The organism is Martelella mediterranea DSM 17316 (genome assembly GCF_002043005.1).
In the GTDB taxonomy this organism is placed as follows: Bacteria; Pseudomonadota; Alphaproteobacteria; order Rhizobiales; family Rhizobiaceae; genus Martelella; species Martelella mediterranea.
This window is the reverse complement of record NZ_CP020332.1, coordinates 22,620-47,304: the sequence shown is the minus strand read 5'-3', so window position 1 is coordinate 47,304 and position 24,685 is coordinate 22,620. Positions and strand designations below refer to the sequence as shown.

Genomic DNA, 24,685 nt, shown 5'->3' with positions numbered 1-24,685 from the left:
AAACCGCTACAATCATCAGACCGTGAAAATGCCAGTTGGCGTCCCCGACCATGAAATGCGGAGAGCTTTTTTCGCCCGGGTCGCAGCGACATGCAGGAGGGACCGGTACTGCATGATAATGTCCTCCTTATCTGCCGGATCCACGGCGGCCCGGAGCGCACCCGGTGGCGGGAAGGCCGCCTCGGACAGGAAGGGGATCGCCACGGCGAAGAACTCGAGCCCCTTCGCCCGGTGCATCGTGGTGATCCGAATCCCCGGAACGGACCGGTCGTCCGCACCGGACTGGAGCATCACCGTCTCGATACCGGCCGCGCGGAGCGCCGCCTGAACCCGGTCCGCGTCGGCGCGACGCGCGCACAGGACCCCGATGTCGGAGAGGCGGATCTGGTCGGGCGGCAGGGCCCGGACCCAGGCCACCAGCCCGTCCAGCTCCTCCGCCTCTGTCCGGCACCCGACCAGCTCGGGGGCGGCCCCGCGCATGAGGCTGACATAACCGCGTAGGGTATCCGTCCCTTCATCAAGATCGTCAACGCTGACCCCCTCGAGAACCGAGACCGCCCAGGCCCGGATCTCCTGCGTGGTCCGGTAGTTCAGGCGGAGGCGCTTCGAGCGGCCGCGCACGTTGATCCCGCAGGCGGACATGGCGGCCCGCCGCCCATAGATCCGCTGATGCGCGTCGCCCACGATGAAGAGGGAGTTCCGGTCCCCCGCCGGGGTCTCGGGCATGATCGCGCGGATCAGCCGGAACGCCTGTTCGCCCATGTCCTGCGCCTCATCGACGATGACCGCGCTGTAGGGCAGGTTCGGCGCTTCGGAGGTCAGGATCTCGGTCGCCTCGCGGTAAGCGTCGTCAGGCTCCGCGAGCCCTTCGCTGATCAGCCGGGCCCGGTAATCGGCGAAGATGTCCCACAGCACCGCCCGCTTCTTGCGGTCGAGAGGGGTGCCCCGGCCGGCCCGGGACGCCTTCAGGTATCCCTTCTGATCGGTCAGCCCCTTCGCCTGGACGATCTGCGCCCATTCCGCGCGAACGAACGGCTCAGACAGCCCCTCGGGCAGCTCGTGATCATCGAAGACCTCCTTCCACACCTGGTCCAGCCGGTCCCGCGCCTCGCCGAAGAAGGCGACCTCGCGGGCGAAGCTCTTGCGCTTGAGGAACTGAGAGACCCAGCGGTCGAGGTTGATCACCTCGATCCGGGGCGGGCGGGCGTCCAGATGGTCAGGGCACAGGGTCCGGAGGTTCGCCTCGATGTCATGCGCGAGGCTGGTCGTGAAGGTGGTCAGAAGGACCCGCTGGCCGGATCGGGTCGGATCGTTTTTGATCTGGTCTGCAAGGTGCTTGGCCCGGTGCATCGCGACGACAGTCTTGCCGGTACCAGCCCCGCCCCGGACCAGAACCGGCCCGTTGTAGTCCCGGTAGGCGATCTTGCGCTGTTCGGGGTGCAGGAACACGCGCCAGCCCTCAAGCCCCTCCTCGAAAACGCGGCGCAGCTCCTCCTCGCTTTCGGGAATGAAGATGGTCTGGCGGCTCTGCTCGGTCTCGATCAGCTTTCCGAAGGTCAGCTCCGCGGCGGGCTGCTGCGGTTCCGCGTCCGGTTCCGCGCCGACCCCGGTCAGGGACTGGATTTCCTCATCCGCATAACCGGCCGCGACCGCGTAAAGGATCTGATAGGTGAGCGGATCGAACCGGTCCTCCGCGCCTTCCAGCGCCTCGATCGTGGGGATCTGACGAACGGCCGTCAGCTCCTCCTCCGGCACGCCGAGGGCGCGCAGCCTTGCATCCGTCACCTCGTCGAAGAGGCGAGGAGCGTAGGTATCCGGCGTCGCCACCGGTTCGACAACCGCGTCCACCTCCTCAATCACCCGGATCCGGTTCGTTTCCGGGTCGAGCTTGACCCGGCGCCCTGCCGCCCAGCGGTAGGCCTTGTCGTGCTCGTTGACATGCACGAACATGATGTCGCGGCCGACCTCGAAGGCGATGGCCCGATACCCCTGGTCGACCCGCATGGACTTGATCGAGCTGTCCCTCGATCCTTCCACCGTTTCCAGGTTCAGCCCATTCGCGGACGGGTCCGACATATACTTGGTCATCAGGTCCATGAACCGGAGCGCAACCCGGTCCGGCAGTTTCCGCAGGCTCTTCATGCAGCCGATGTCGTAGGAGACCCGCTTGGTCATTGTGTCTGTCATGTCCGTGCCTCCTGAAGGGCCGTGATAATTCGCGAGACCGTCTCCCCGATCTGATCGGTTTCCGGATCAAACGGGATCAGCGCCCAGCCGACCCCCACAAGGGATGTTTCGGCAACCGCGACGCGGGTATCCGACCATCCGAATTCCATAGCGCCCACCACGCGTCCGCCCGCAACCAGATCGTCCCCGAAGTGGTCCGGCCCGGGCGCCTCGGCCGCGATCAACGCGTCAATCAACGGGTGGAACGCGTCGTCGCACAGCGCCCGCGCCTCTTCCCAAGCGGCCAAGCCGGGGCCCTGGTCCCCCTGGTCGACGGGTTCCACCATGTCGGGTGGGGCCAACGAGTCCAGCCCGTCGAACTCGACATGAAGACCACGCACGCCCTGGAACAGGTTCACGATCCGCCAGAGCCCGCGCCAGGCCTCCGTGTAGAGGGTTTTCGCGGCCGGAACCTCGCCCGGATCGGGCAGGACCGAACGCAGGAGAAAACGAAGGTCGCGATCCGATTGGGCCCATTCGGTGGGCGAGATCTTCTCACAGGCCAGATAGAGATCGAGCGCCCCGACCCCGACCTGTTCCACAGCCTGTGTACCGGAGAGAAACAGGCGCCCCGCCTCTGAAAGGGCCGCCTGCCGGGGAAGCTGGTCGATGGGGCGACCGCCCTTCACGAGGCCCCGGATCAGGACGGACCGGATCACCGCATCCCCGTCCGCATCCCCGTCCAGAAGGCGCCTCAGTGCATCGAGCGTGCTGATGGTCTGAAGCGTCCGGACCGCCTCTGCATGTGGGGCGAGCAGCGGATGCGCCAGCGCACGCCCAAGGGGCCCGGTCATCTGCGCCCCGAGGGCGGTTTCAGAGAGCGGGTTCAGGTAGCCCTTGTCCTCTGGGTCAAGATCGCGCCAGGACAGGGTCCAGACCCGCACCTGCCCGGACCGGATCATCAACATCCGGTCCAACAGGTCCTGGGCGACCGTACCCGCGTGATACTCGATCCCGTCCATTTCGATGACGATCGGCAGGCCGCTGCTGCGGCCAACCGGGGTGAGCAGGAAGTCGACACGCTTGCGGGGCAGGCCCCGGAACCGCGCGTCAATCTGCACCTGCGGCTCGATCGTCCAGAGGCGCGGCGCGTCCGGCCGACCCGCGCGCAGGACGAACCCACGCCGTCCACCCGGCAGCACCTGCGGCGTCAGCGCCCCGTCTCCATAGAAGCCGGAAAGGGCGCGCAGCAACCGCTTCTCCAGCACGCTCTCGACCAGCGCGCCCCGAATTGACGCGTCGATCCCGGTCTCGGTCTGGGTCAGGCTGTCCCATTTCTCGAGGATCGCCTCCATCATCTGCCGCGCCCGGTCCCGATCTGGCTCGCCGGGCCCGAACTGTGACCGGTAGGGCTTCACACATTGGAAGCACCCGTTCCGGTCCGGCTCCTGGTTGCAGGGGCAGTCCCGGAGCGCCTCCGCCGCGCGGCTGACAACCTCGCGCATCGTGTTCGGATGTTCCGCGATCTGACGCAGATAGCCTGATCCGCCCGGCACGGAATCGTAGAGGTAAAGGCTGCGAACCGTGGTCATTCCGTTCAGCTGCGCCTGGAAGATGGTGGACCGGATATGGTCGACCTTCCCCGCGAAGTGACGCCGCATCCCGAGGTTGATCGCCGCGACGAAGCTTTTCAGGTCATCATCATCCGCGTCCCCGACCACCGGGATCACGATCCGGATCGCCTCCGTGTCGAACTTTCGCATCAGGAACACGCCGGTTTCCCACTGCTCGCGAAGCAGGTCCTCATCCCGCATGACAAGACAGTTCGGCGGGTGCGTTCCGCGATCGTCCTCGCCGCGTGGGGGACCCTGAAGCGACCCGCAGTGGCGACAGATCCGGAACGGCTGTGCGGGCCGACGCTCGCCCGCGATCCGCGGCCCGGGGAGGGTGGACTTCGTCCCGAAGTTGAAGTCGCGGAACGTGCAACTGGGCAGGAATTCAAACCCGAACGGGGCACCGTTCTCCCGGCTGGTGAACCAGGAGGCGACGATGTCTTCCGGTCCATGGAAGGGCATGAGAACCCGGTCGAACTGACGCTGGTCCCGCTGATCCCCGTCCCGGATCGCCGCCTTTTCCTCGCTGTCGATCGCGATGACAGACTTGAGCTGGACCACGTCATGCGCGGAGCCGCTATCCGACCACATCTCGTCCCCGCATTGCGGGCAGGTGCGGGTCTCGGCGCCCTCAATCCGGTGCGCGACATGCGAACAGGCTGGGCAAAAGGTCCAGCGGGCCAAATCTTCCTTGCCGATCTCGATCCGGTCGATCTGCACCTGGCGCCCGTTGGCGTAGAAGAACTGGCCCGGCGCGAATTCCGACAGGGCGGAGCTGGCGGGCCGGGAGTATTCGACGTGCAGAAGCCCGTCCTCGTCCCGTGCTGTCGCGCCATCGTTGCGCCGCGACAGGATCGACGTCAGCTTCACCCCTTCTTCGGGGAAGGCGTAGTTCGGCAAGATTCCCTTGTCGGTCAGAAACTTGATCACCGGCACATCGTCGATCCCGCTTCGGATCAGACGGTTGATCTCGGTCCGGTCCCGGGTCAGGTCCTGTTCACGACGCTCATATTCTTCATCGGTCAGCTCGGCCCGGCGCTTCTTGAGCCGACCAAGTTCCTTGGTCGCTTCCTCGCGCTTTTCCACCAGCCGGGCCCGTTCGGTGGCAGCCCCGTCGAAGGCCTCCCCGACGCGCCAGCCGATCGATTTCGGGTCCGTTCCGGTCAGGTAAGATCGGATCCGGTCGGCCAGATCCGTCCGGTCCTGCACCTCTTGCGGCAGGCCAGACAGGAACCGGTCTGCCAGTTCCGGCCCGGTTTCGCGAACCAGTTCAAGCCACTCAACCGGGAACCCTTCGGTCGCGCCGGAGGCCCGGCGTTTCAGCACGTCCCGGACCTTCCCGTAATCCCCGCTCTCCTTCGTGGCCGCGACATAGGCGTCGAGGGTATAGGCGGTCACCTGACGAAGCAGCACCTCTTCGGCCGCGAGGAACACGCCCGGCGGCCGGACCTGGCCTGCCAGCATCGGGGTTGGGTCTTCCCAGAACTGGAGGTCATGGGCACGCGCATTCGCCAGCACAATGTTCAGCGCGTTCCCGTCGCGCCGCCCGCTCCGCCCCATCCGCTGGACGTAATTCGCCTCCTCCGGGGGGACCGAGCTCAGAAGCAGGGTGGACAGGTCCCCGATATCGATCCCCATCTCCAGGGTCGGAGTGGCCGAGATCAGGTTCGGGGCCCAGCGGGTTTCGCTCTTGATGAACCCGGTCTCGATCCGCAGCCGCTCATCCGTTTCGAGGATGCCGGTATGTTCTCGCGCCACCACCCGGTGGTTTCGGTCCGAGCGAAGGGCGCGGCGCAGGGCGGGCCGGTCAGCCTGCTCAACCGCTGCTAGGTGCCCGTCACAACCGATCCGCGTACAGGGGGAGCCGATCAGGACACCTGCGTTTTCCGAAAGCCCGGTCTCGCGCCGACCGCACAAGTCGCAGCACAGCCCGATCGTCGCGGTGGAGACGGTGACCCGTTCCGGCACGAGAAGCCAGGCATGCCGGTTCTGCCCCTCGGGCCCGTTCACGCGTCGGACGATGTCGTCGGCCTCAAGTCGGCGCAGGAGGAGCGGATAGATCGCGTCAGGGTCCGCGCCGTAGCGCAGGTCGGACGGTCCGATCAGCCGGAACAGCCAGTCCCGGTACCAGCTCGCGGGGCCGGTCCGGGTGATCTTCTCAAACCCGGTCGGGGCGGCGCCGAGGGTCACCGGGATCGGCGCGAGGCCCCGCCGGCTGTCCGGGCTTGGCAGGGAACCGGTCTTCCCCACGCCCACCTGGATGGCGGCCGCGTACCAGTTCAGCCCGTAGTTCCCTTTCCCGTTCGCGATCGCGCTCTCGAGATAGGGGTGCGCCACGGACCCCTGCCGCCGCATCCGCTGCGTCACCCCGGCGAGGAGCCGGGTCAGAAGGGCCGGGTCGAACTCCGGCGCGCCCGGCAGATCGTTTCGCAGCTCCCGTGCCAGCCGCTCCGCGGACAGGCGCAGCAGATCCGTGGGCACATCCGCCGCCGCCATGCCGTTCAATTCAAGCGTGTGGTTGAAATGCGCCCTGTAGCTCAGGTCGACGAAATACTCCCAGCCGAGCCGGATCCGGATATGGTCGAGAAACACCGGGTCGGTGATGGTGGCCCCGCTTTCGACCAGCTCCCGGTAGCGCCGCCGCCAGGTCAACTCCTTCGGGATGAACAGCGCTGTGAACCCGTCCGGGCCGAGGTCGTTCAACTGGGCGCGCGGGACGTCCTCGATCACCTCTTTCAGGCTCATCGCGCCCGTTTCCGCAGACCGAAGCGCCCCGTAGAGTGCCTTCTGGTAGACCGACAGTGCGTTCCGGGTTTCGGCCACCGCCGCCCGGTGCGCCGCGTCCTGAACCGAATCCGAGAACATCAGGAAGCGCGGTTTTGCCTCGGGGCTCTCTTCGTTCTGTTCGGAGGTGTAAAGGGTACCGGTGATCCCGGTCGTCAAACGCGCCGCCCGCATCCCGAAGAGGAGAAGCCCGCGCGCCTGCCCGCAGGCAGGGCAGGTCCGGTCGATCCGTCCGTTCGCGTCGGTCGGGTTGTACAACCAGACCTGTGAGGCCGGTCCCGGGCCGAGATCCTTGTGATCGGCCGGGGTGAACTCGACCGTTTCCGCGTTCAGGACCCCCTTCACGATCTGACCACCGGCGCCGCTGGCCGGGACCATCCGGTCGATCGACTCGTGATAGATGAGCCGGATCCGGTCCGCCCCGTTCTCGTCGAAGAACTCCTGGTAGAGCTGCTCCAGGTCCGCATGTAGCGACTTCGACCGGGCGTCCTGCCGTCCGAGATGCGCGGTCGCCCCGCACCGGTTGCAGTTCACGACCGGAAGGGCCCGGCAAAGCTGGTCCCTTTCCAGGTCCATTTCATGGAAAAGGTCGATCTGTGAACGGACCCCGCCCGCCTCGAGTCGCGGCAGGGTTGTCACCATCCGGGCCATCTCCCGGATCCAGAGCTGGAGCCTGACGTTGAATAGAGGGCGCGGGCTCTCAGCCGACCCGGACCGGGCCCAGGCGACCAGCCCTACGACCAGCTCGGCGAGCGCAGTCAGGTCTGCCTCGGGCCAGTCACGAAGGACCCGGACTTGTCCCAGCCCAGCCGCAATCGCCTCAAGCGAAGCGGGTCCCTTGTGCTCGGCGATGATCTTCAGGGTCCGCTGACACAGGTGATGCTGGACGAGCCGGTCCCCGAGTGCGATCCGCCAAGCCGGGTCCGCTGGATCACCTGTGTCCAGAAAGGCGAGGTCGGGGTCGGTCCGATCCGGGAACAGACAGACAGCGAGCCGTCGCGCGGCACCCGGCTGGTCCATTTCCGTCGCCGCTCTCAAGGCGCCGTGGATATCGGCGGGATCCGGCCGGTCCAGATACTCCGCGTCGCCGAACACCTCGTTGGGGGATTTCCGGGTCTCCCGGACCACCGCGCCCGCGTCGAACGGCTCGCCGAAGATTGTCTCGGCGTATTGGCGCAAGTCCGTCGCCGCCTCTTCCCCGGAGCCAAGCGTTGCCGACGACCCCACGCAGATCAGGTGTCCTTCCGGGGTGTTCAGCCGGTACTTCAGGCGGCGCAGCAGCAGGGCCAGGTCCGCCCCCTGCGCCCCGTCGAAGGTGTGCATCTCGTCGACCACCAGAAACCGGAGCGTTTCCGGGTCGTTCTGCGCCCAGAGCGGCTTGTCCCGGCCGCGTAGAAGCAGGTAATCCAACATCTTGTAGTTCGTGAGCAGGATGTCCGGCGGGTTCTTCCGCATCGTCTCGCGATGCGTGATCACGCTGTCCTCGGTCACCTCATGCGCCGGGTTCTGCGGCTCCGCGTCCGCATAGATCCCGGCCCGCACCCCGTTCAGCGACGGGATCCGGGTCAGCGCATCCGCAATGCGGCGCGCCTGGTCCGTCGCCAGCGCGTTCATCGGGTAGATCAGGATCGCCTTGATCCCGGGCTTCCCCTTGTTCCGCCGACAGTGGTCCAGGATCGGCCACAGGTAGGATTCAGTTTTCCCCGACCCGGTCCCGGTCGCGACCAGGGTCGAGCGCATCGCCGTCCCGCTCAGCCGGGCAAAGGCGTCCGTCTGGTGCTGGTAGGGCGCGAATTTCAGTGGCACCTCCGGGAAGGGCTGCGCCCACGTCCCCTCCTTCGCCCCGTCAATCTGCCGGAACGGCATGTCGACCGAGATCCACGGCCCCTTCAGAAAGTTCCCGGGCTCGGCGATGAACCGGTCCACCATCCCCTCGAAGGCGGGGCTGGTGCTGTTCAGTGTCGTATGGACCAGTTCGCGCAGGCTGTCCTGCACATGACGGGCGAGGAGGATCGGGTTCATCTCAGGCGGCCTCTTCGGATTTCAGCCGCTCGAAATGGGCCCAGGCGCGGCGGTAGTCCTCGATCCGGTCGCACTGGGTGAAGGGGCCGACGAAGTGGCGGGTGACGGTGCGGGGGCCGCCGGGCATCGTGTCGTCGATGGCGGTGCAGGTCAGATGCGGCGGGTTTTCCTCCAGCTTCTTCTCCCAGGCAGCGCGGCCGGGGCTTTTGCCGCGGTCGTCAAGCCAGCCAACGCCGGGCAGGCCCTTGGAGCAGGTCCAGACGATCCGGCCGTTCTGGTCGTACCAGGTGCCCGCCTCGTTCTCTTGCAGGACCGGGAAATAGATCCGGTAGATCTCGATCAACTGGTCGAGGGTCAGGCCAAGCGCCTGGGCGACCAGCACGTCGATTTCGACCAGCGCCATGCGGCGGGCGAATTCCGTCCGGAGGCCTGCGGTCCGGTCCCAGGTGGCCGGGCCTTCGACCGGGCCTTCGAGGTGGAGGCGGGGGTCAGGGGACGACCATGGAAGGACGTCGAGCGTAGAGGCGTGACGGTTCCAGAGGTTGGCGTAGGCCGAGGTGATACAGGCGAGTCGCAGGGAGCGGTGCCGGGCGGTATCCTCCAGTTCTGGGAACGGCCACCGGCCTATATCAGAGGCAAAAAGATCACCGCGTCCGTTTGCCTTGACCAAATAGTCGAACAGGATCGAACAAGCGAACGAGTGTATTGCGAGAGAAATTGAAACGTCCGCACAAGCGATGCTTTCAACCTTGTGTATGTGCGCCGCGCCCGGCGGGATCATCGCACCGATCAAGCTGCGCTCTCCGTTTAGAGCAATCATGTTCCGAAACGCCACGCGATAGAAATCGGCGTGGCCTTTCGTCGGGTCCCAGCGGCACTGGGTCATCCGGTTCCGGTAGTCGGTCATCTCCAGTGCAGGACCGTAATTCGTGCGCGGGAGGTAGTCGTCTGGCGCGGTGGCCAGGTCGATGACGAGGTAATCCGCGTTAGTCCGCGAAACCGCCTTGGGCGTTTTGTAAAGCGGGTTTCCAACATAAAAGAGCGGCCCTTGAAGGATCATCTGATCCGCCGCGCGGAAAGCCGTTTCGCGCCGGATGGTCCCGTCTTTCTGGGCGTTCGTTTCATCCCAGAGGCGGTTCATCTGCCACAGCGGCACCTCGACCGTCCGCTCCCCTGTTGCCGTGCTGACTCTGCGCTCGATCTTCGGGATCGCCGCGTCCAGTTTTGGAAACCGCGCCATCTGGCGGAACACGTCCAGTGTGCGGGCCGAATAGGGCTGAATGAACCGGGCTTCTTCAACCGGTACCCTTTCCTCCTCGGAGAGGGCATGGATCACCGCCAGCGCATCCCGGTCGATCCGCATCAGGCGGTCACGGTGACCACGGGTGTCCCAATTCCCTTCGGGATTTTTGATACTAGGGACCGGCCCGATGCCGTCCATATCTGCATACGAATCTTCGACTTGGGCAGCGGTAAAGGCGTAGGTGAATTTTTCGAAATCTGGTGTACGTTCCTCGCCGCGATAGACGTTCAAGCTGAACCTGCGGTTATGGTCGACCTCAGCAAAATTGCGCGCCGTCATCCGGTTGCTGAACTCGAAATGCTTCGCGGCCCGCGCATACCAGTGCCGCCGGAACGCCCCCGACTTGGGATCTCCCAAATGCCCGTCCTGATGGATCAGCGCCGCATAGCCCTGCGGCGCGACCAGCCGGAACGACAGGTCGATGAAACAGCGATAGAGATTGTTCGACCCGCCCCCGGCGAAGGGGTTCATCACCTCGGACGAGGTCACCTCCATCGCCCCCCGGGTCGACACGAAGTCCTGAAGGAAGGCCTCGACCGCCGGAACCGTCCGCCCCTCACGCCGCACGGGCGGGGCCTTTGGCAGCGCCTCGCCCAGAACCTTCTTCGCGTCTGACGCCGACAGACCCGCATAAAGCGGATCGATATCCGCCAGCACCAGCCCCTCGTTCCACGAGGGTTTGGCCCAAGGAGGGTTCCCGACGATCACGTCGAACCCGCCACGCGCCCGCATCACGTCGGCAAAGATCAGGTCGAAATGCACGAACCGCTCGCGCTCGGCCACTTCGACCGCGATGCCCAGCCAGTCGAAGGTCTCGACCAGCGCCTCGACATTGGTTTCGCGGAACAGGGTGTCCTGACGCTTGGACGCCGCCTTGAATAGATCGCGCGCAGGTGCGTCGGGTTCTAACATGTCCAGGAAATCGGGGGACGGGTCCTGAATGTCTGCGGTGCTTTCCATCGCAAGCGACCCGTCGGCAGAGAACCCGCCATCAAGGATCAGGCGCATGCCTTCCATGAATTCCCGCCGGTTGGGCAGCAGATGCGCCTTGTCCAGCGGCCACAGCCAAAGCGCGCACCACGCATCCATCGCGGTCTTGAGCCGCTTGAAGGGGAGCGTGTTCGTGGCGTGATCCGCACCGATCAGGTGGGCGTTCAGTTGTTCCTTCTGGTGGAAGTCCATCTGACGGTTGCCGGGGATCACCTTGTCAGGCCAGAGCGTGATCTCGTCATTCGCGGCGGCGCGCGTCTTGGCGAGGTCCTCGGCGACCTGGTCGAACAACGCCTCGGCGACCCGGCTGAGTTTCTGGACCAGCTTGATTTCGTGGGGTTCGAGCTTCTTGAAGAAGCCGTCCTTGCGCCACGCCTTGATCTGGTCTTGTGCGGATTTCGCGAAAGGGGCGATCGACTTGTCCTTGTCGAAGTTCGCCATGTCCTTGGCGGGCAGGAGCCACTGCCAGACGTGACCGTCCGGCAGGCGTTTGCGCCAGCCGATCTCCTCGGGTTTCCCGTTGAACCACAGGTCCCCCTGCGCCTTGGCGCTGAGAAGCGCGGGGGCATAGGCGGCCCTGCGCGCGCCGATCAGGGAGTTCCCGGCATGAAGCTGGTCCCCGAACCAGGGCGAGAACTCGCTCCCGTGCAGGCTGTTCAGCCACAGCGAGATCGCCCCCAGTTCGACGGCGATCGGGTTGAGGTCTACCCCGAAGCAGTTCCGGTCCGCGATATAGGCCCGGACCCGCTGCTTCTCGAGGACGATATCCTCCTGCGGGATGGTCCGGCCCGTCTCCTTCTGTTTCCGCTCAAGGTAGAGGTCGGCCAGCTGGTTCGTGGTCTCCACGAGGAAAGCGGCGGACCCCATCGCCGGCTCGAGGATCTTCAGGTCCATAAGCTGATCAGCAGTCAGGTCCCGGCACCGCTCCATCAGCGCGTGCTTGACCAAAAGTCGGGCTAGGGGTTCGGGTGTGTAATAGGACGCGGACTTTTCCCGGTCCCGGCCGGCGAGGCGGTAGATGAAGGTCCCCTTTTCGTAGACGAGCGCTTCGGACCCGTTGAAGACGATCTCATCCGTGGCAAATTCGTTGATCCGGCTGCGGGGGACGAACCAACTAGGCGCCAGCTTGTCCACCTTGTCACGGCGGAAGGCGTCCTCCTGGTCAGCCTCATCTTCGCCGAACAGGTCCTCCTCGTCGTCCTCTTCCGGCTCGGGCGCTTCCGCCTCCTCCACGTCCTCGGCCGCGTCATTCGACCGGCCCTTGCGGGGTTTGAGTTCGATGAGATCGGTCTTGGCGACCACTCCGGTGAACGAAATCAGGGTCTCATAGACTGCGCCCAGCTGTCCGATGCCAAGCTTGGCGTAAGAAATTCGGCCAGTACTCTTGCCAGTGGACCGGAGCGACAGCAGGCGGATCACCTGTTGAACCGCCTCGTTCCGCAGCTGCAGCCCGTTCAGGAGTGGGGTGCTCTCCGGGTCGAGCAGGGACACTTTGACGGCCGGCAGGCGAAGGCCAGTGCCGCGTTCTTCATCGGCGAGGTCGAGGCCGGTGTAGAGAAGGTCGAGGGTCCTCTGGAGGCTTTCCCAGAGGAAAGTCCCCTCCCGGTCCGCCGTGGTCCGGAGCGGGACAGATTCCAGTTCACGCAGCGCCTCCAGCGAATACCCGGTCGCGTAGATGGGGTTGCGCATGTCCAAAAGGTTCAGGCGCGGGTTCGCCTCGGCGTAGAACAGGAAGAGGAGCCGGTACATGTAGCGCAGGCACTCGCGCGACAGATCCGGGCCGTCGATCCAGACCCCGCGTCTCCCCTGGTCCCGGAAGGTGGACGGGTACTTCCCGCCGGTAACCGCGATCACCTCCTGGCCGAGCAGCTCGATTGCGTCCCGCACAGTCCGTTTCAGGGAGGTGGTGACAGCGTTCGCGTTCCGCTGCGCCTCCTCTTCGAGCCGATCCGAGATCGGCGCCCCCTGATCCGGGACGCGCGCCTCGCGAGAGATCAGGCAGGCCATCACGGTCAGCGTGTCACGGTCCGCCCGGGCGAAGATCTCCTGGAGGTCGAAGCGGAGGACAGACCGGGCCGGCCATTTTCGCTTGTCGATCAGCACGATCTGCGAGAGGCCGAGGACGAGAACGTGACGCGGGCCGTCGGACAGCTCGAACACCCCTTCGGCAAGAACGGACTCGATGGTCCGGTCGGTCAGTGCCGCCTCGCGCTGGTCCGGCGGTAATTGATCTTCGGTGAAGCAGGCACCGAGTGGGTCCGAGGCTTCATCCTCCGGGGCCGGGATGGGCGCCTCGATCACCCAGAGCGCGTCACGACCGCTGGAATCCGCGGCGCGCGACACAAGGGGGATCACCGGTGCCCCGTCAAGGGCGGCGAAGGCTCCCTCGCGCCGCCACATGTAGCCGAGAGCAGTAAGCACCTCGTGATGCGCGTCCCGGACCAGCTCGGCGCGCCGGGACCGGTCTGAACTGTTACGGACCTGGCGGAGCGCCTCGATGGTCGGGCCGGCGACGCGGGCCAGCCGTTCCACCGGATGGGCGGCCCGGTCCAGACCGGCCCAGCGTGCGGTGATGTCCTGAAGCTCCTCCTTCAGCACGTCCGAAAGGGTCCCGGATGGGAAGAACTCAGCTTCGTTTTCGATCCCGATCAGGTCCATTCGATCACCCCACAAACACAGCTTTGACGTCAACATGCGGGTTCGGGTCCGGAATCATCTTCCGGGTCCGCTCGAACCAGTCTGTCCAGTCATGGAACAGCTTCTCGATCTCCTGTTCCCGCTTGCGGCGGATCGTCAGGCGTCTCTTCTCAAACGGGCTGAGCCCCTCATCGGTACCGGGCAAGTCGCCGAGATCAAGCGTAAGCTGGGCTCGGAACCGCGTCTCCAGGGCGGACAGCCGCTCAAGAACCGCGTCGAGGGCGCGCTGGATGTCCGCTTCTCGCGCCTTCCGGAGATCGACCAGGTGCGTCTGGAACCGGTCCACCGCAACCGGGATCGCTGCCTGCGCCGCCGAGAGGTCCTCCAGTGAGCGGCTCGGAGTGTCCCCGGCGAGCCGGGTCCGTTCCAGAAATGTGCCCACCTCCTCGATCCAAACGGTCCCGTCCGCCGACCGGATCACCACGGCCCACCGGTCCACGACCGGGGCCCCGTTCGCGTTCGGGATCGCCCCGTGAAGGACCACGGCCACCTCCCCCGCGGGCATGCGTCCCTGTAGCGACGCTACCGGGGCGGCGTGCTCCGGGAAGAAGGTGCTGGCCTGGTCTGCGAACCAGTGCAGGATCGGGTGCCCGTCCCACAGGAATTGAACGGTCGGCCAAGCCCGCTCCTGCGCCTTCGCGTCGTTGATCGCCTGGTTGATCACCCCGGGTTGGTCGGTCAGCTCGACCCGGCCCCCAGGGCCGACGGCTTCCTCCGGCATGAACCGGCTATCCACCGCTCCCTCGCTCGCGTAACCGAAACCGTCACGCGCCCGCATGTCGTCCGGGATCGAGAGCCGGATGACCCGGTCATCCGGGAATATCCCGGGCTGCTCCGGGAAGATGCGCCCCTCCGATCGGGAGAGCCGCTCAATCATCGCCCGGGCGTAGCTGAACGTATCCGAATAGAGGCGCGGCGGGGCCTGATCCGTCGGGGGCGCCGCGTCGGCTGGAGCCGGGGCCGCATAATCCCCGAAGAGGGCCGCGAACTCATCGTCGACCAACATGTGGGTGACGGCCTCCGCGGCCCGGGCGTCCATCTGGCGCTCAAACGCCTCCGCACCGATGCCGGTGGCGACCGCCTCCGCGACGACCGCCTCCTCCCCATCCGCGTCCCCCGCGCCGAGGAACACGGCCGGGTCCCCGACGCCGGCCTGAGCCGCCTCGTCCTTCGCGACCAGCTTCTCGAGAACCCACATCTGCCGCACCTTCGGATGCGTGCTCTCACCGACGAAATAGCTGATCTGCGGGGGTCTGTCCTGCCCGTACCGGTCGATCCGCCCGTTGCGCTGCTGGAACCGCAGAAGGGACCAGGGGAGGTCGAAATGGATCAGCCGGTGGCACTGGAAATGGAGGTTCAGCCCCTCGGACGCCATGTCAGAGGCGATCAGGATCCGGATCGGCGACCGCTCCTGGCCGAACGCCTCAATCACTTCCTGGGTCCGAACGTCAGCCTCGACGCTCCCCCCATCCACCCGCGCTACCTGTTCGGCCGACAAGTCTAAGTCCTCGCGCAGCCGGTCGGCGAGCCAGGACACGGTCGCGATCCGTTCCGAGAAGATGACGAGCCGGTCCCGGGCGGCGCGCCCGGTCCAGTTCAACTGACGCAGCAGGCGCAGGAGCTCCTGGTACTTGCTGAACGCGCCCGTATCGATCGCTGCCACGTTGTCCGCCAGCGCCCGCAACCGGTCCCGGTCAGCCGGGGTGCCGCGGGCTGTCCCGTTTTCGATCCCCCGGATCCGCCGCTCTAGTGTCTCGCGACAGGCGGCCGGACTGGAAAAAATCGCCTTGGCGATCGTGGTCCGGAACAGGTCGATCGCGCGTCCCCGGGTCTGCTCTTCATCAAGATCGAGGTGCAGGTCCGCGATCGCCTGATAGGCCACCTCTTCCTGAGGGCTGAGCGGGAAGCGGCGCGGGAACAGCTGCCGTTTCGGGACCTCTCGGCCGATATCGGCGACCACCTCCGGCGACGAGCGGAACCGGCGGATGACAAGATCCTCGATGTCAGACCGGTGCAGCCGGGTCGGATCCGGAACCCGGGTTGGGTCGAGCATCTTGATAAGACTGGCGAAGCTTTCCTGCGATCCATCATGCGGGGTCGCGGTCAGCAGGAGCAGGGAGTCGGTGCGGCGAGACAGGAGCTGCGCCAGCTCCGCCCGCTGCGAGTTCGACCCGGCGACCGACTTCCGTTCGGCGGTATTATGCGCCTCGTCGATGATGATGAGGTCCCAGTAGGAATGTTTCAGCGCGTCCCGGATCTGGTTGTCCCGTTTCAGGGTGTCGATCGAGACGATGGACCGGTCGAACTGGTCGAACACGTTGTAATGAGCCGGGATCTTGTTCCGCATCCTCCGGATTGCGGCGCTGTCGAGCCGGGAAAGCGGAATCGAGAACCGGGTCCAGAACTCCTTCTGAAACTGGGTCAGCATGGCTCGTGTCGTGACCACAAGGATTCGGTCCGCCCGGCCGCGCAGAGCGAGCTCTGAGGTGATCAGGCCCGCTTCAAGGGTCTTCCCGAGGCCGACATCATCCGCGATCAGGAGCCGAACTCGGTCTTGCGCCAGTGCCCGCTCCACTGGCAGATGCTGGAAAGTCAGATCGTCGATCGCGGCCCGACCAAGCGTAAGCGGGCGGCGGGTTGTTGTCGGTGTTGCCCGAAATGCGGCCGCGAGGTGAAGCTTCGTATCGATCAGACCGGGGGACGTGTCCGGGACGAGCCTGACCGCCGCCGGGTCAAGGACGCGCGCGTCCTTCTCGAGGTCCCAGACAAACCGGGCCTCCTTGTCGCGAACCAGACCGTTCAGGCCCCGACAGTGGACCTCCCGGAAGCCGCGCTTCAGCGTCGAGGTGCCCAGCACCTTCCATGTGGCGGAGCGGAGGCTGATGACGGACCCGGGGGTGGGGATTGCTGAACTCATTTGAGACGCACTCTTTTCAATCCAAACCTGGCGAGCCGTAAGTGTTCGACAGCAGACGAGAGAACCATTTTCTCATGGCGCTGTCGCCTCCAGTGTCTCACGGTTAAGAAGCACAATTTGCTGATCTTTGGGCGGTCGCGCGCTTGGATCGGTATCCAGTCCAAGCCGTCGCAATGCGTAATAGAGAAGGGCGCGCCTGACCTTGATCGCCGCCTTTCCACCATCCATGCCGTAGTCGAGCGCAATGACCTTTGCCTGCGTCGGGGAAAGATCAGGATGCGGACCTATCTCGAGGACCACGTCATCATTCCAATCCGCGTCCGCCGAAGGCACCGCGGCGCTCTCAGTGCACCCGCGAATTTCGATCATCCGAGAGAGCAGGAAACCCTTGAAGACTTCGTCGGAGAGACAATAGGCGCGCGCATGCCACCTGAAGCCATCAAAAGCGATGGCATGGGGCGCAATCCAGCGCCAACGTGGCTCAGGGTTCGACAAGGACTGATATTTGACCTCGATCGCCTCCGAACGCCGGATAGCCCCGACCACTGACCGGAGCGTGACAGGGTCGACGCCTCGCACGGGCGTGGGCGAGGCTGCGTAGGGCGGCAAGTCGGCTATCCAGGAGTCTTCTCTATCGAGGATACCGTCAGCGACAGACCGCAGCTGGGCCAGATACCGGCTTGCGTCAGGCTCTAGAAACTGTGGCTTGAACCCTGGCCCGCGCACGTAGGTCCGAGCGCTTTTGTCGTAGACCATGTTGTCTGGTGCGAAGCCGATATAGCGGTTCAGATCCATAGAGGCCTGGTTCACCGAAACCCCGAATTGATCCATCAGATCAATGCGGTTCACGTGCCCCTCCCAGAACAGGCGGAACTCTATGAACTCGAGACGTTGCTCGACTCCCCAGCGTAGATCCGACTTGTCGTTGGACACGACTTCCCCCCCAAGCATACCCGTGCGCATTAAAACTATGCGCGCCCAATAACTGGGCTTCCGCTGACCGTATGGCTTAGGCTTCGGTTTTTCAACGCAAATCGGGCGAGCACATGACGATAATGAACTGTCAGTGCTTCGTGGCGCGCTCGTCTGGTCTCAGCGTCAGTCGACGTACCCGCGCCGCTTCTTCGCCCCTGCGAGCTTCATCAAAGCCGTGATGGCCTTGCCTTCATCAGGGTGCGTCTCGACCATCATCTGCCCCCGAAAGCCGATCCGGCCCCACTCGCGCACGAGGCTGGCGCGACCGAAGAGGTCGCGTTGCACACTCAACCGATAGTAGCGACGCATGTTGCGCGCCGGATCGATCCGGCGCATCTGCACGTCGGTTGGGAAGACATCGAGCTGGATCGGGCTGTGGTACATGTAGTGATCGACTGAGGTTTTCTCCACAATATCAGGTGGAAGTCTGCACTTCCACCTCGATTTCCCCGCAAGGGGAAAAGGGGGCTCACGCCCCCTTCTCGAACTTCATGACCGGGATGCCCAGCTTCTTGGCCTTGTCGGCGAGGTTCTCCTGGATGCCATTGCCCGGGAAGACGAGGACGCCCACGGGCAGCACGTCCAGCATCGCGTCGTTGCGCTTGAAGGGAGCTGCCTTGGCGTGCTTGGTCCAGTCGGGCTTGAAGGCCACCTGCGTTACGCCGCGGGCCTCGGCCCATTTGGCGGCGATGAGTTCTGCGCCCTTCGGGCTTCCCCCGTGCAAGAGCACCATATCGGGATGTTTGGTCCGGACCTGGTCAAGCTTGCCCCAGATCAAGCGGTGATCGTTGAAGTCGGTCCCACCGGTGAGTGCGACCTTGGGGCCCGCGGGCAGCATCACCTCGGTCTCCGCGCGGCGCTTGGCGGCCAGGAAGTCGCGGCTGTCGATCAGTGCTGCGGTCATGTGCTGGCGGTTCACCATCGAGCCAGTGCGGGGGCGCCATGTTGACCCAGTGTGATGGACGAACTCGGTGGCGGCGTGATCGCGCATCATGTCCATGCAGTTGCGCCGTTCGATCAGCGTCAGGCCTTCGGCCGTCAGGCGCTCGAGCTCGGTGGATTTCACCTCGGAGCCGTCCTGCTCGCGCTGGAGGCGGCGCTGCGCCTGCTCGTTCTCATCGAGCGACCGTTCGATCCGGGCCGTGGCGCGGTGGAAGAGGTTGACCTGACCCCAGAGCACCTCTTCGAGGTCGGGCTCCATGCGGGTGTCTTCCAGGGTCGCGACGAGGGCATCGAAGATGTCGGCGACAGCGACCGCGAGGCGCTGCCCATCGGGCATCGGGCGCGGATCGGGCTCGTCGAACGGGCGGTAGCCATAGAGCTGCAGCTCGTCGAGCGCATGGGCGGTCTGGGATGCGGTGTGGGCGGGTTCATACGCGTCGTTGTGGGTGTGGATCTTCATCGGTTCTTGCCTCCGGGCCTGTCTCGTCCGCGCGTCATCCCGCGCGGCCTTCATGGGCTGCGAAAGCCGTGGGAGGGGCTGGCCCTTCACCCCGCCTTCGGGGCCGGAACGCATGTGGAGGAGGACGGGGGGCGGCTGATTTGCTTCGCGATGCAAAGGCGGCTCTGCCGCCGGCGGAAATCAGTCGCCCCCCGTCCTTGAAGGGGCGGCACCTTTGACGGCCGCCTGCCCATCTCTTGAAGGCCGCTCGGGTGACGGGTGGATGAGATTGCCCGGGAAGGGGCAAAGCGGCGATCCACAGCCATGACAGGGATCCGTACCCCCCTACCCCGCTATCCCCGACCGCCCCCTGCTCGATGCTGCTCAGCCCAACAGGCGCTGCCGATCCTCTGGCCCGATCTGACATGCCAGATGCTGGCGCAGTGCCTCCTTGCCGTTCGCCCGGAGATCATCGTTGAAATCCCCGAGAAGCGGTTCCAGCACATGGCAACCAATCCCGACCTCGGTGGCTCTAGCGCGCAACCTCTCTGCCGCGCCTTGCCCGGCCGGATCGCGGTCGATGGCGATGTAGAGGCGCTGCACCCCCTCCGGCAGCAGGACCGCTCCGAGGTGACCCGACGAGAGCGCCGCCCAGACGGGAAGGCCCGGCAACGCTTCGACAAGGGACAGCATGGTCTCGATGCCTTCACCGACCACGAAGATGTCGTCATGCGGGGTCAGCCTGACGGCATTGCCGAGGAGGTGACCCATGGCACGCCGCTGCGTTTCAACCCGAGCTTTTCCCTGTCCGTCAGGCGCCAGCCAGGTGCGATGCACGCCCTGCAATGCCCCTGCCCCATCGGTGACTGCAGCGATCAGCGCTGGTCGGGGAATGCTTTTGGTCTGACCCTCATCCCGATGCCAGCACTTCGGGTGGAAGCGCAGGGCGCTCATTGTGCCGCCTTGGGTCAGGCCGCGGGAGCGGAGGTAGGTGTCGGCAAGCGTGCCTGCGACCGGCACCGAGGCTGCAAACAATCGCGCCGCCGCCGCCGGAGTGCCGCCGGGGCCCTTGGCCTTTTTCGGCATTGCCGCATCCAGGAGGACCGGCTGCGGACGGCCAAGATGCGCCCGGGCTTCAGCCAGAAGATTGGGAAAGCGGGAGATCCCGGTCCTCTCACGGATGATATCGAGAAGATCACCATGCTCGCCTGTGGCGCCATCGGTGAACTTGCCGGCCGCGCCCGGCCCTGAGGCTGGCCCGGTCAGCCGCACGAAGAGCGACCTGCCCGGGTTGTTCTGCAGATCGCCCACAATCCAGTAGGACCCTTCCCGCCGTCCGGCGGGAAGGTAGGCGCGACAGACGCTCTCTGCATTCTCCGCCAGTGCGCGGATCACATCTTCAGTCTCGGAATACATGGATCAACAACCTCCGCGTTGATGTAGTCCCGTTACAGGACAACGTGCAAGCAGACGATCCAGCACGGCAATGCCGCCCGAGTCCGCCGGGCAGAAGAGACGCAGCTTCCAGCTGATGATCTCCGAGAAGAAGCCATCGGCCTTGAGGCGGTCCTTCGCCGCTTCTGTGAAGCCGGACAGTTCAATCCGGTTCACCCCCATGACGCGGGAGCGGTGCAACTCCATCCCTTCTGACAGGCGCACGAGTGTCTTTCCCTCCAGAACGAGGGCATGGACCTGCGCCGCTGAGAGCTTTGGGGCGTCGCTGGCCAGCGTGGTCGCGACCCAGGCAGGCGAGACGCGGCGGCCGATGATGCGCTGCCCGTCATCGGTCTGCAGGCGGTAGACGCGGGTTTCGTCCTGGGGGAGCTGCTTCCAGATCGGCAGCAGCAGGCCTGCCACGATGTGCAGCGTGGAGTCCGAAAACTCCGGCACCTCGGCCAGTTCCGCGGTCCAGGCGGCGGAGAAGGCCGCGCGGTCGGCCTCGAGCCAGTGGGTGTCCTCCATGATCTTTGCCGGGACTGTGCTGGCATCGGTCGGGCGGATCAGGCGCAGGCGCGGCTCGATGGTCCCATCTTCCAGCATGTGACTGGTGGCGGGAACCTGCACGGCAGCCCGGCCCGAGCGGCTGTTGACCAGAAGCCGCGCCTTCGGGTCATCCAGCCAGTCGAGCGCATCGGCCAGCGAGGTAGGTTTGTTGCGGCGCTTTTCCGCGATGGTTAGCAGTTGGGTTTCGGCGCCGGAGCCGGGATGGGTGTAGATGACCTGTGCGTCGGTCACCCGGAAGCTCTCGGCACGGAGTGTCTCGAGCCCGAGATCATAGACCCCGGCGGCGATGGCGCCCTCAATTCTCTGATCGAGCAGCTCCTCGAAACCCGCGAACAGCACGGCCTGCATGTCGATCGTCAGCGCCAGCAGGCGATTGAGGAAGGTCGTGATCGGCGGCAGGTCGTCCTTCAGCCCGTTGTCGTCGGTCAGGCTGAGGCCTGTGGCATCCTCGAAAGCCCCAAGTGAGCATCCCGCCAGATCGCCGCGATAGATGCGGCGGTAAAGCTGGCGCAGGGCGTCTCGGGCGTAGGGCGACTCGAGGTTATCCTCCGGGCGGAACAGCCCTTGCCCGCCGGTCTGCCGCTGACCGCGCGTGATCGCGCCAAGCGTGTCGAGACGTCGCGCAATGGTCGACAGGAACCGCTTCTCCGCCTTCACATCGGTGGCCACTGGCCGGAAGAGCGGCGGCTGCGCCTGATTGGTTCGGTTGGTGCGGCCAAGGCCCTGAATCGCCGCATCTGCCTTCCAGCCGGGCTCCAAGAGGTAGTGGACCCGCAAGCGCTGGTTCTTCGCCCCGAGATCGGCGTGATAGCTGCGCCCGGTGCCACCGGCATCCGAGAAGATCAGGATGCGCTTTTCATCATCCATGAAGGCTTGGGTCTCAGTGAGGTTCGCGGCTCCGGCCCGGTTCTCCACTACGAGCCGTGCCGAATGCCCTTCGCCCTTGCGCACGATGCGCCGTGAACGCCCCGTGACCTCGGCCACGAGATCCGTGCCGAAGCGCTGGACGATCTGGTCGAGCGCACCAGGGACCGGCGGCAGCGAAGCCAACTTTTCTATCAGCGCGTCACGATGGCGGACGGCTTCGCGGCATTCGACCGGTTGGCCGTCGCGCGTGACGGGGCGCGACGAAAGATTACCTTCGCTGTCGGTGAAAGGCTCGTAGAGCTGCACCGGGAAGGAATGGGCGAGGTAATCCAGGACGTATTCCCTGGGCGTGATGTCACAGCGGATATCGTTCCATTCTTCGGTTGGGATTTCCGTCAGGCGGCGTTCCATCAGTGCCTCGCCCGTCGAGACGATCTGGATGACCGCCGCATGACCCGCAGCCAGATCGGCATCGATAGATGCGATCAGCGTGGGGGTCTTCATCGAGGTGAGCAAATGGCCGAAGAATCGCTGCTTGGCGGACTCGAAGGCTGACCGCGCGGCAGACTTGGCCTGCCGGTTGAGCGTGCCGCTGTCGCCCGTGATGTTCGCCGCTTCCAACGCCGCGGTCAGGTTGTTGTGGATGATGGCGAAGGCCCCGGCATAGGCATCGTAAATGCCGCGCTGCTCGGGGCTGAGAGCATGTTCCAGCATCTCGTATTCGACACCGTCATAGGAAAGCGACCGCGCTGTGTAGAGGCCGAGCGCCCGGAGGTCGCGGGCCAGGACCTCCATCGCCGCGACACCGCCAGCCTCGATGGCTTCCACGAATTCCGACCGGGTCTGAAAGGGGAAATCCTCCCCGCCCCAGAGGCCGAGGCGTTGCGCATAGGCAAGGTTGTGGACCGTCGTCGCGCCGGTGGCCGAGACATAGACCACGCGGGCATTCGGAAGCTTGTGTTGAAGGCGCAGGCCCGCCCTGCCCTGCTGCGAGGCCATGGTATCGCCCCGCTCGCCTTTGCCGCCAGCGGCATTCGCCATGGCATGGCTTTCGTCGAAGAGGATCACTCCGTCGAAATCCGCCCCGAGCCAGTCGACGATCTGGTCGACGCGGGACTTCTTGGTCCCCCGCTCTTCGGAGCGCAGCGTGGCGTAGGTGGTGAAGAGAATGCCCTCGGAGAGCGGGATGTCGCGGCCCTGCGCGAAGCGCGAGAGGGGCGTGACAAGCAGCCGCTCCTGGCCGAGTGCGGACCAGTCGCGCTGCGCATCCTCGAGAAGCTTGTCGCTCTTCGAGATCCAGAGCGCCTTGCGGCGGCCTTGGCACCAGTTGTCGAGCAGGATCCCGGCCGACTGGCGGCCCTTGCCCGCCCCGGTGCCATCGCCGAGGAAAAAGCCGCGGCGGAAGCGGACGGCGTCAGCGGCATCGTCCGGTGCAGCGGAGACCACGTCTCCGGTTTCATCGACGGTCCAAGACCCAGTGAGATGCGCGCCATGCGCCTCCCCCGCGTAGATGACAGTCTCAAGCTGCGCGTCGGACAACAGGCCGTCGCGCAGGATGGCCGCCGGAAGCTTGGGGCGATAGCTGGGTTTCGGCGGTGCGACAGAGGCCATGGCCGCCGATTGCACAAGTTTGGTGGGGTGCGGCGCCGCGCCGGGGATGTTGATGGCCTGCAGGCGGAAGGTCTCGTAGATCGCGTCGGACAGCCGTGCCGTGTCTTCGTCTTCGGCGGCGTCGCGGAGAGCGTAGTCCAGTTCCTCGGCCTCAATCTGGGTTTCAGGCTTCGCCGGATTGGCTGCAGAGGTCGCGTGCGATCGGCTGGCGGGTTTGCGGGTGGTGAGGTGAAAATTTCCCGGAAAGGGGGAAGAATGGCCCTGCCCCGCAGCAGGAGCTGGATCCAGTTTGAGGCGCGGCGGAACCTCGGCAGTGACCCGGGACATCAGATGCGCCACGTCCCTAGACATGGGTTGGCGCAGGTCTGCGGTGGTGCCGCCCGGCTCGCCGCCGCGGCATTTGTCGAAGACAGAAATCCGCGTCTCGAAGCTGGTGCCGTGCTTGGCGAAAGCGGCGCCCGACACCGCGCCGGTGAAGACGAGATGGGCGGTCTCGGTCAGACGGCCGAAGGTCTCGGCCCAGGCCGGCGCATCCGGCGCGAAACCGGCCCCTGTGATGGCCACGAGCCGTCCGCCGGGAACTAAGCGCGCAAGGGCCGAGCGCAGATGTCGGGCGGTCGCCTCGGTCGACCGACCATCGACATTGGCTTGGGCCGAGAAAGGCGGGTTCATCAGAATGACGCTCGGGCTTGAGCAGGCATCGAGATGATCGTCGATCTGCGCGGCATCAAACCCCGTGACCGGTCGGCCCGGGAACAGCAAGCGAAGAAGGTCGGCGCGGGTGTCCGCCAACTCGTTGAGAGCCAGAGCGCCGCCGGCGATCTCGGCGAGGATCGCCAGAAGCCCGGTCCCGGCAGACGGCTCTAGGACAAGATCATAGGGCGTGATCTGTGCTGCCGCCACAGCCGCGAGCCCCATGGGCAGCGGCGTCGAGAATTGCTGAAAGCGCTCCATCTCTTCCGACCGCCGGGTGTGCGTGGGCAAGAGGCCTGCCACCTTGGCGAGGATCGGCAAGAGCGCCGCAGGCGAGCCGGCACGCGCAAGCAGCGCCCGACCGAACTTTCGCAGAAAGAGGATCAGCGCCACCTCGCCCGCCTCATAGGCGAGCTTCCAGTCCCAAGCACCGGTCGCATCGGAACCGCCAAAGGCATGTTCCATCTCGCGGCGGAGGCGCAGCGCGTCGATCTGAAGCCCTTGCGCCAGATCGGGCTGCAGCGCTTCGGCAACAGCAACGATCGCAGGGGCAGGATTTGCTGCCAACGGGACAATGGGCGCAGGCAAGGACGCCTGCGCAACAGGGGCAAGATGGGTCATCGGGAAACTCCGGAATGAAGGACAGGATCAGGCCCGGACAC

General features: G+C 65.4%; 9 protein-coding genes. All 9 read right to left on the bottom strand.

Going from position 1 to position 24,685, the window contains the following annotated elements:
* Positions 1 to 15: 15 nt before the first annotated feature.
* The gene (locus tag Mame_RS24620) at positions 16 to 2,187 is read right to left on the bottom strand and encodes a UvrD-helicase domain-containing protein (protein WP_018065927.1); all 2,172 of its coding nucleotides are present in this window, start codon (positions 2,185 to 2,187) and stop codon (positions 16 to 18) included.
* Positions 2,184 to 8,585, bottom strand: a complete 6,402-nt coding sequence (locus Mame_RS24615) for a DEAD/DEAH box helicase (RefSeq protein ID WP_018065926.1) — start codon at positions 8,583 to 8,585, stop codon at positions 2,184 to 2,186. Before Mame_RS24615 ends, Mame_RS24620 begins: the two co-directional genes overlap by 4 nt.
* Position 8,586: 1 nt before the next feature.
* Positions 8,587 to 13,536 carry an Eco57I restriction-modification methylase domain-containing protein gene (locus tag Mame_RS24610; protein WP_018065925.1) on the bottom strand — a complete coding sequence of 1,650 codons (4,950 nt, stop codon included), beginning with the start codon at positions 13,534 to 13,536 and terminating at the stop codon, positions 8,587 to 8,589.
* A 4-nt stretch (positions 13,537 to 13,540) separates the two neighbouring features.
* Positions 13,541 to 16,492, bottom strand: a complete 2,952-nt coding sequence (locus Mame_RS24605; protein WP_018065924.1) for a DEAD/DEAH box helicase — start codon at positions 16,490 to 16,492, stop codon at positions 13,541 to 13,543.
* 72 nt (positions 16,493 to 16,564) lie between these two features.
* Positions 16,565 to 17,425, bottom strand: coding sequence for a BrxR family helix-turn-helix transcriptional regulator (locus tag Mame_RS24600; RefSeq protein WP_033410633.1), 861 nt, complete (start codon positions 17,423 to 17,425; stop codon positions 16,565 to 16,567).
* A 165-nt stretch (positions 17,426 to 17,590) separates the two neighbouring features.
* A complete protein-coding gene (locus Mame_RS24595; RefSeq protein ID WP_018065922.1) occupies positions 17,591 to 17,851 on the bottom strand; it encodes a WGR domain-containing protein in 261 nt (86 codons plus the stop codon).
* A gap of 85 nt (positions 17,852 to 17,936) precedes the next feature.
* On the bottom strand, positions 17,937 to 18,869 hold the full coding sequence (locus Mame_RS24590) for a DUF2493 domain-containing protein (protein ID WP_018065921.1): 933 nt from the start codon (positions 18,867 to 18,869) through the stop codon (positions 17,937 to 17,939).
* 363 nt (positions 18,870 to 19,232) lie between these two features.
* Complete coding sequence (locus Mame_RS24585; protein WP_018065920.1) at positions 19,233 to 20,264, bottom strand: DUF7146 domain-containing protein; 1,032 nt, start codon at positions 20,262 to 20,264, stop codon at positions 19,233 to 19,235.
* Positions 20,265 to 20,267: 3 nt separating this feature from the next.
* On the bottom strand, positions 20,268 to 24,644 hold the full coding sequence (locus Mame_RS24580) for a bifunctional class I SAM-dependent methyltransferase/DEAD/DEAH box helicase (protein WP_018065919.1): 4,377 nt from the start codon (positions 24,642 to 24,644) through the stop codon (positions 20,268 to 20,270).
* Between the last annotated feature and the right edge of the window lie 41 nt (positions 24,645 to 24,685).

What these genes read in the sequence shown, in the direction of transcription:
- Mame_RS24620 (WP_018065927.1), bottom strand. Translation starts at nt 2,187, where the DNA reads ATGACAGACACAATGACCAAGCGGGTCTCCTACGACATCGGCTGCATG.
- Mame_RS24615 (WP_018065926.1), bottom strand. Translation starts at nt 8,585, where the DNA reads ATGAACCCGATCCTCCTCGCCCGTCATGTGCAGGACAGCCTGCGCGAA.
- Mame_RS24610 (WP_018065925.1), bottom strand. Translation starts at nt 13,536, where the DNA reads ATGGACCTGATCGGGATCGAAAACGAAGCTGAGTTCTTCCCATCCGGG.
- Mame_RS24605 (WP_018065924.1), bottom strand. Translation starts at nt 16,492, where the DNA reads ATGAGTTCAGCAATCCCCACCCCCGGGTCCGTCATCAGCCTCCGCTCC.
- Mame_RS24595 (WP_018065922.1), bottom strand. Translation starts at nt 17,851, where the DNA reads ATGTACCACAGCCCGATCCAGCTCGATGTCTTCCCAACCGACGTGCAG.
- Mame_RS24590 (WP_018065921.1), bottom strand. Translation starts at nt 18,869, where the DNA reads ATGAAGATCCACACCCACAACGACGCGTATGAACCCGCCCACACCGCA.
- Mame_RS24585 (WP_018065920.1), bottom strand. Translation starts at nt 20,264, where the DNA reads ATGTATTCCGAGACTGAAGATGTGATCCGCGCACTGGCGGAGAATGCA.
- Mame_RS24580 (WP_018065919.1), bottom strand. Translation starts at nt 24,644, where the DNA reads ATGACCCATCTTGCCCCTGTTGCGCAGGCGTCCTTGCCTGCGCCCATT.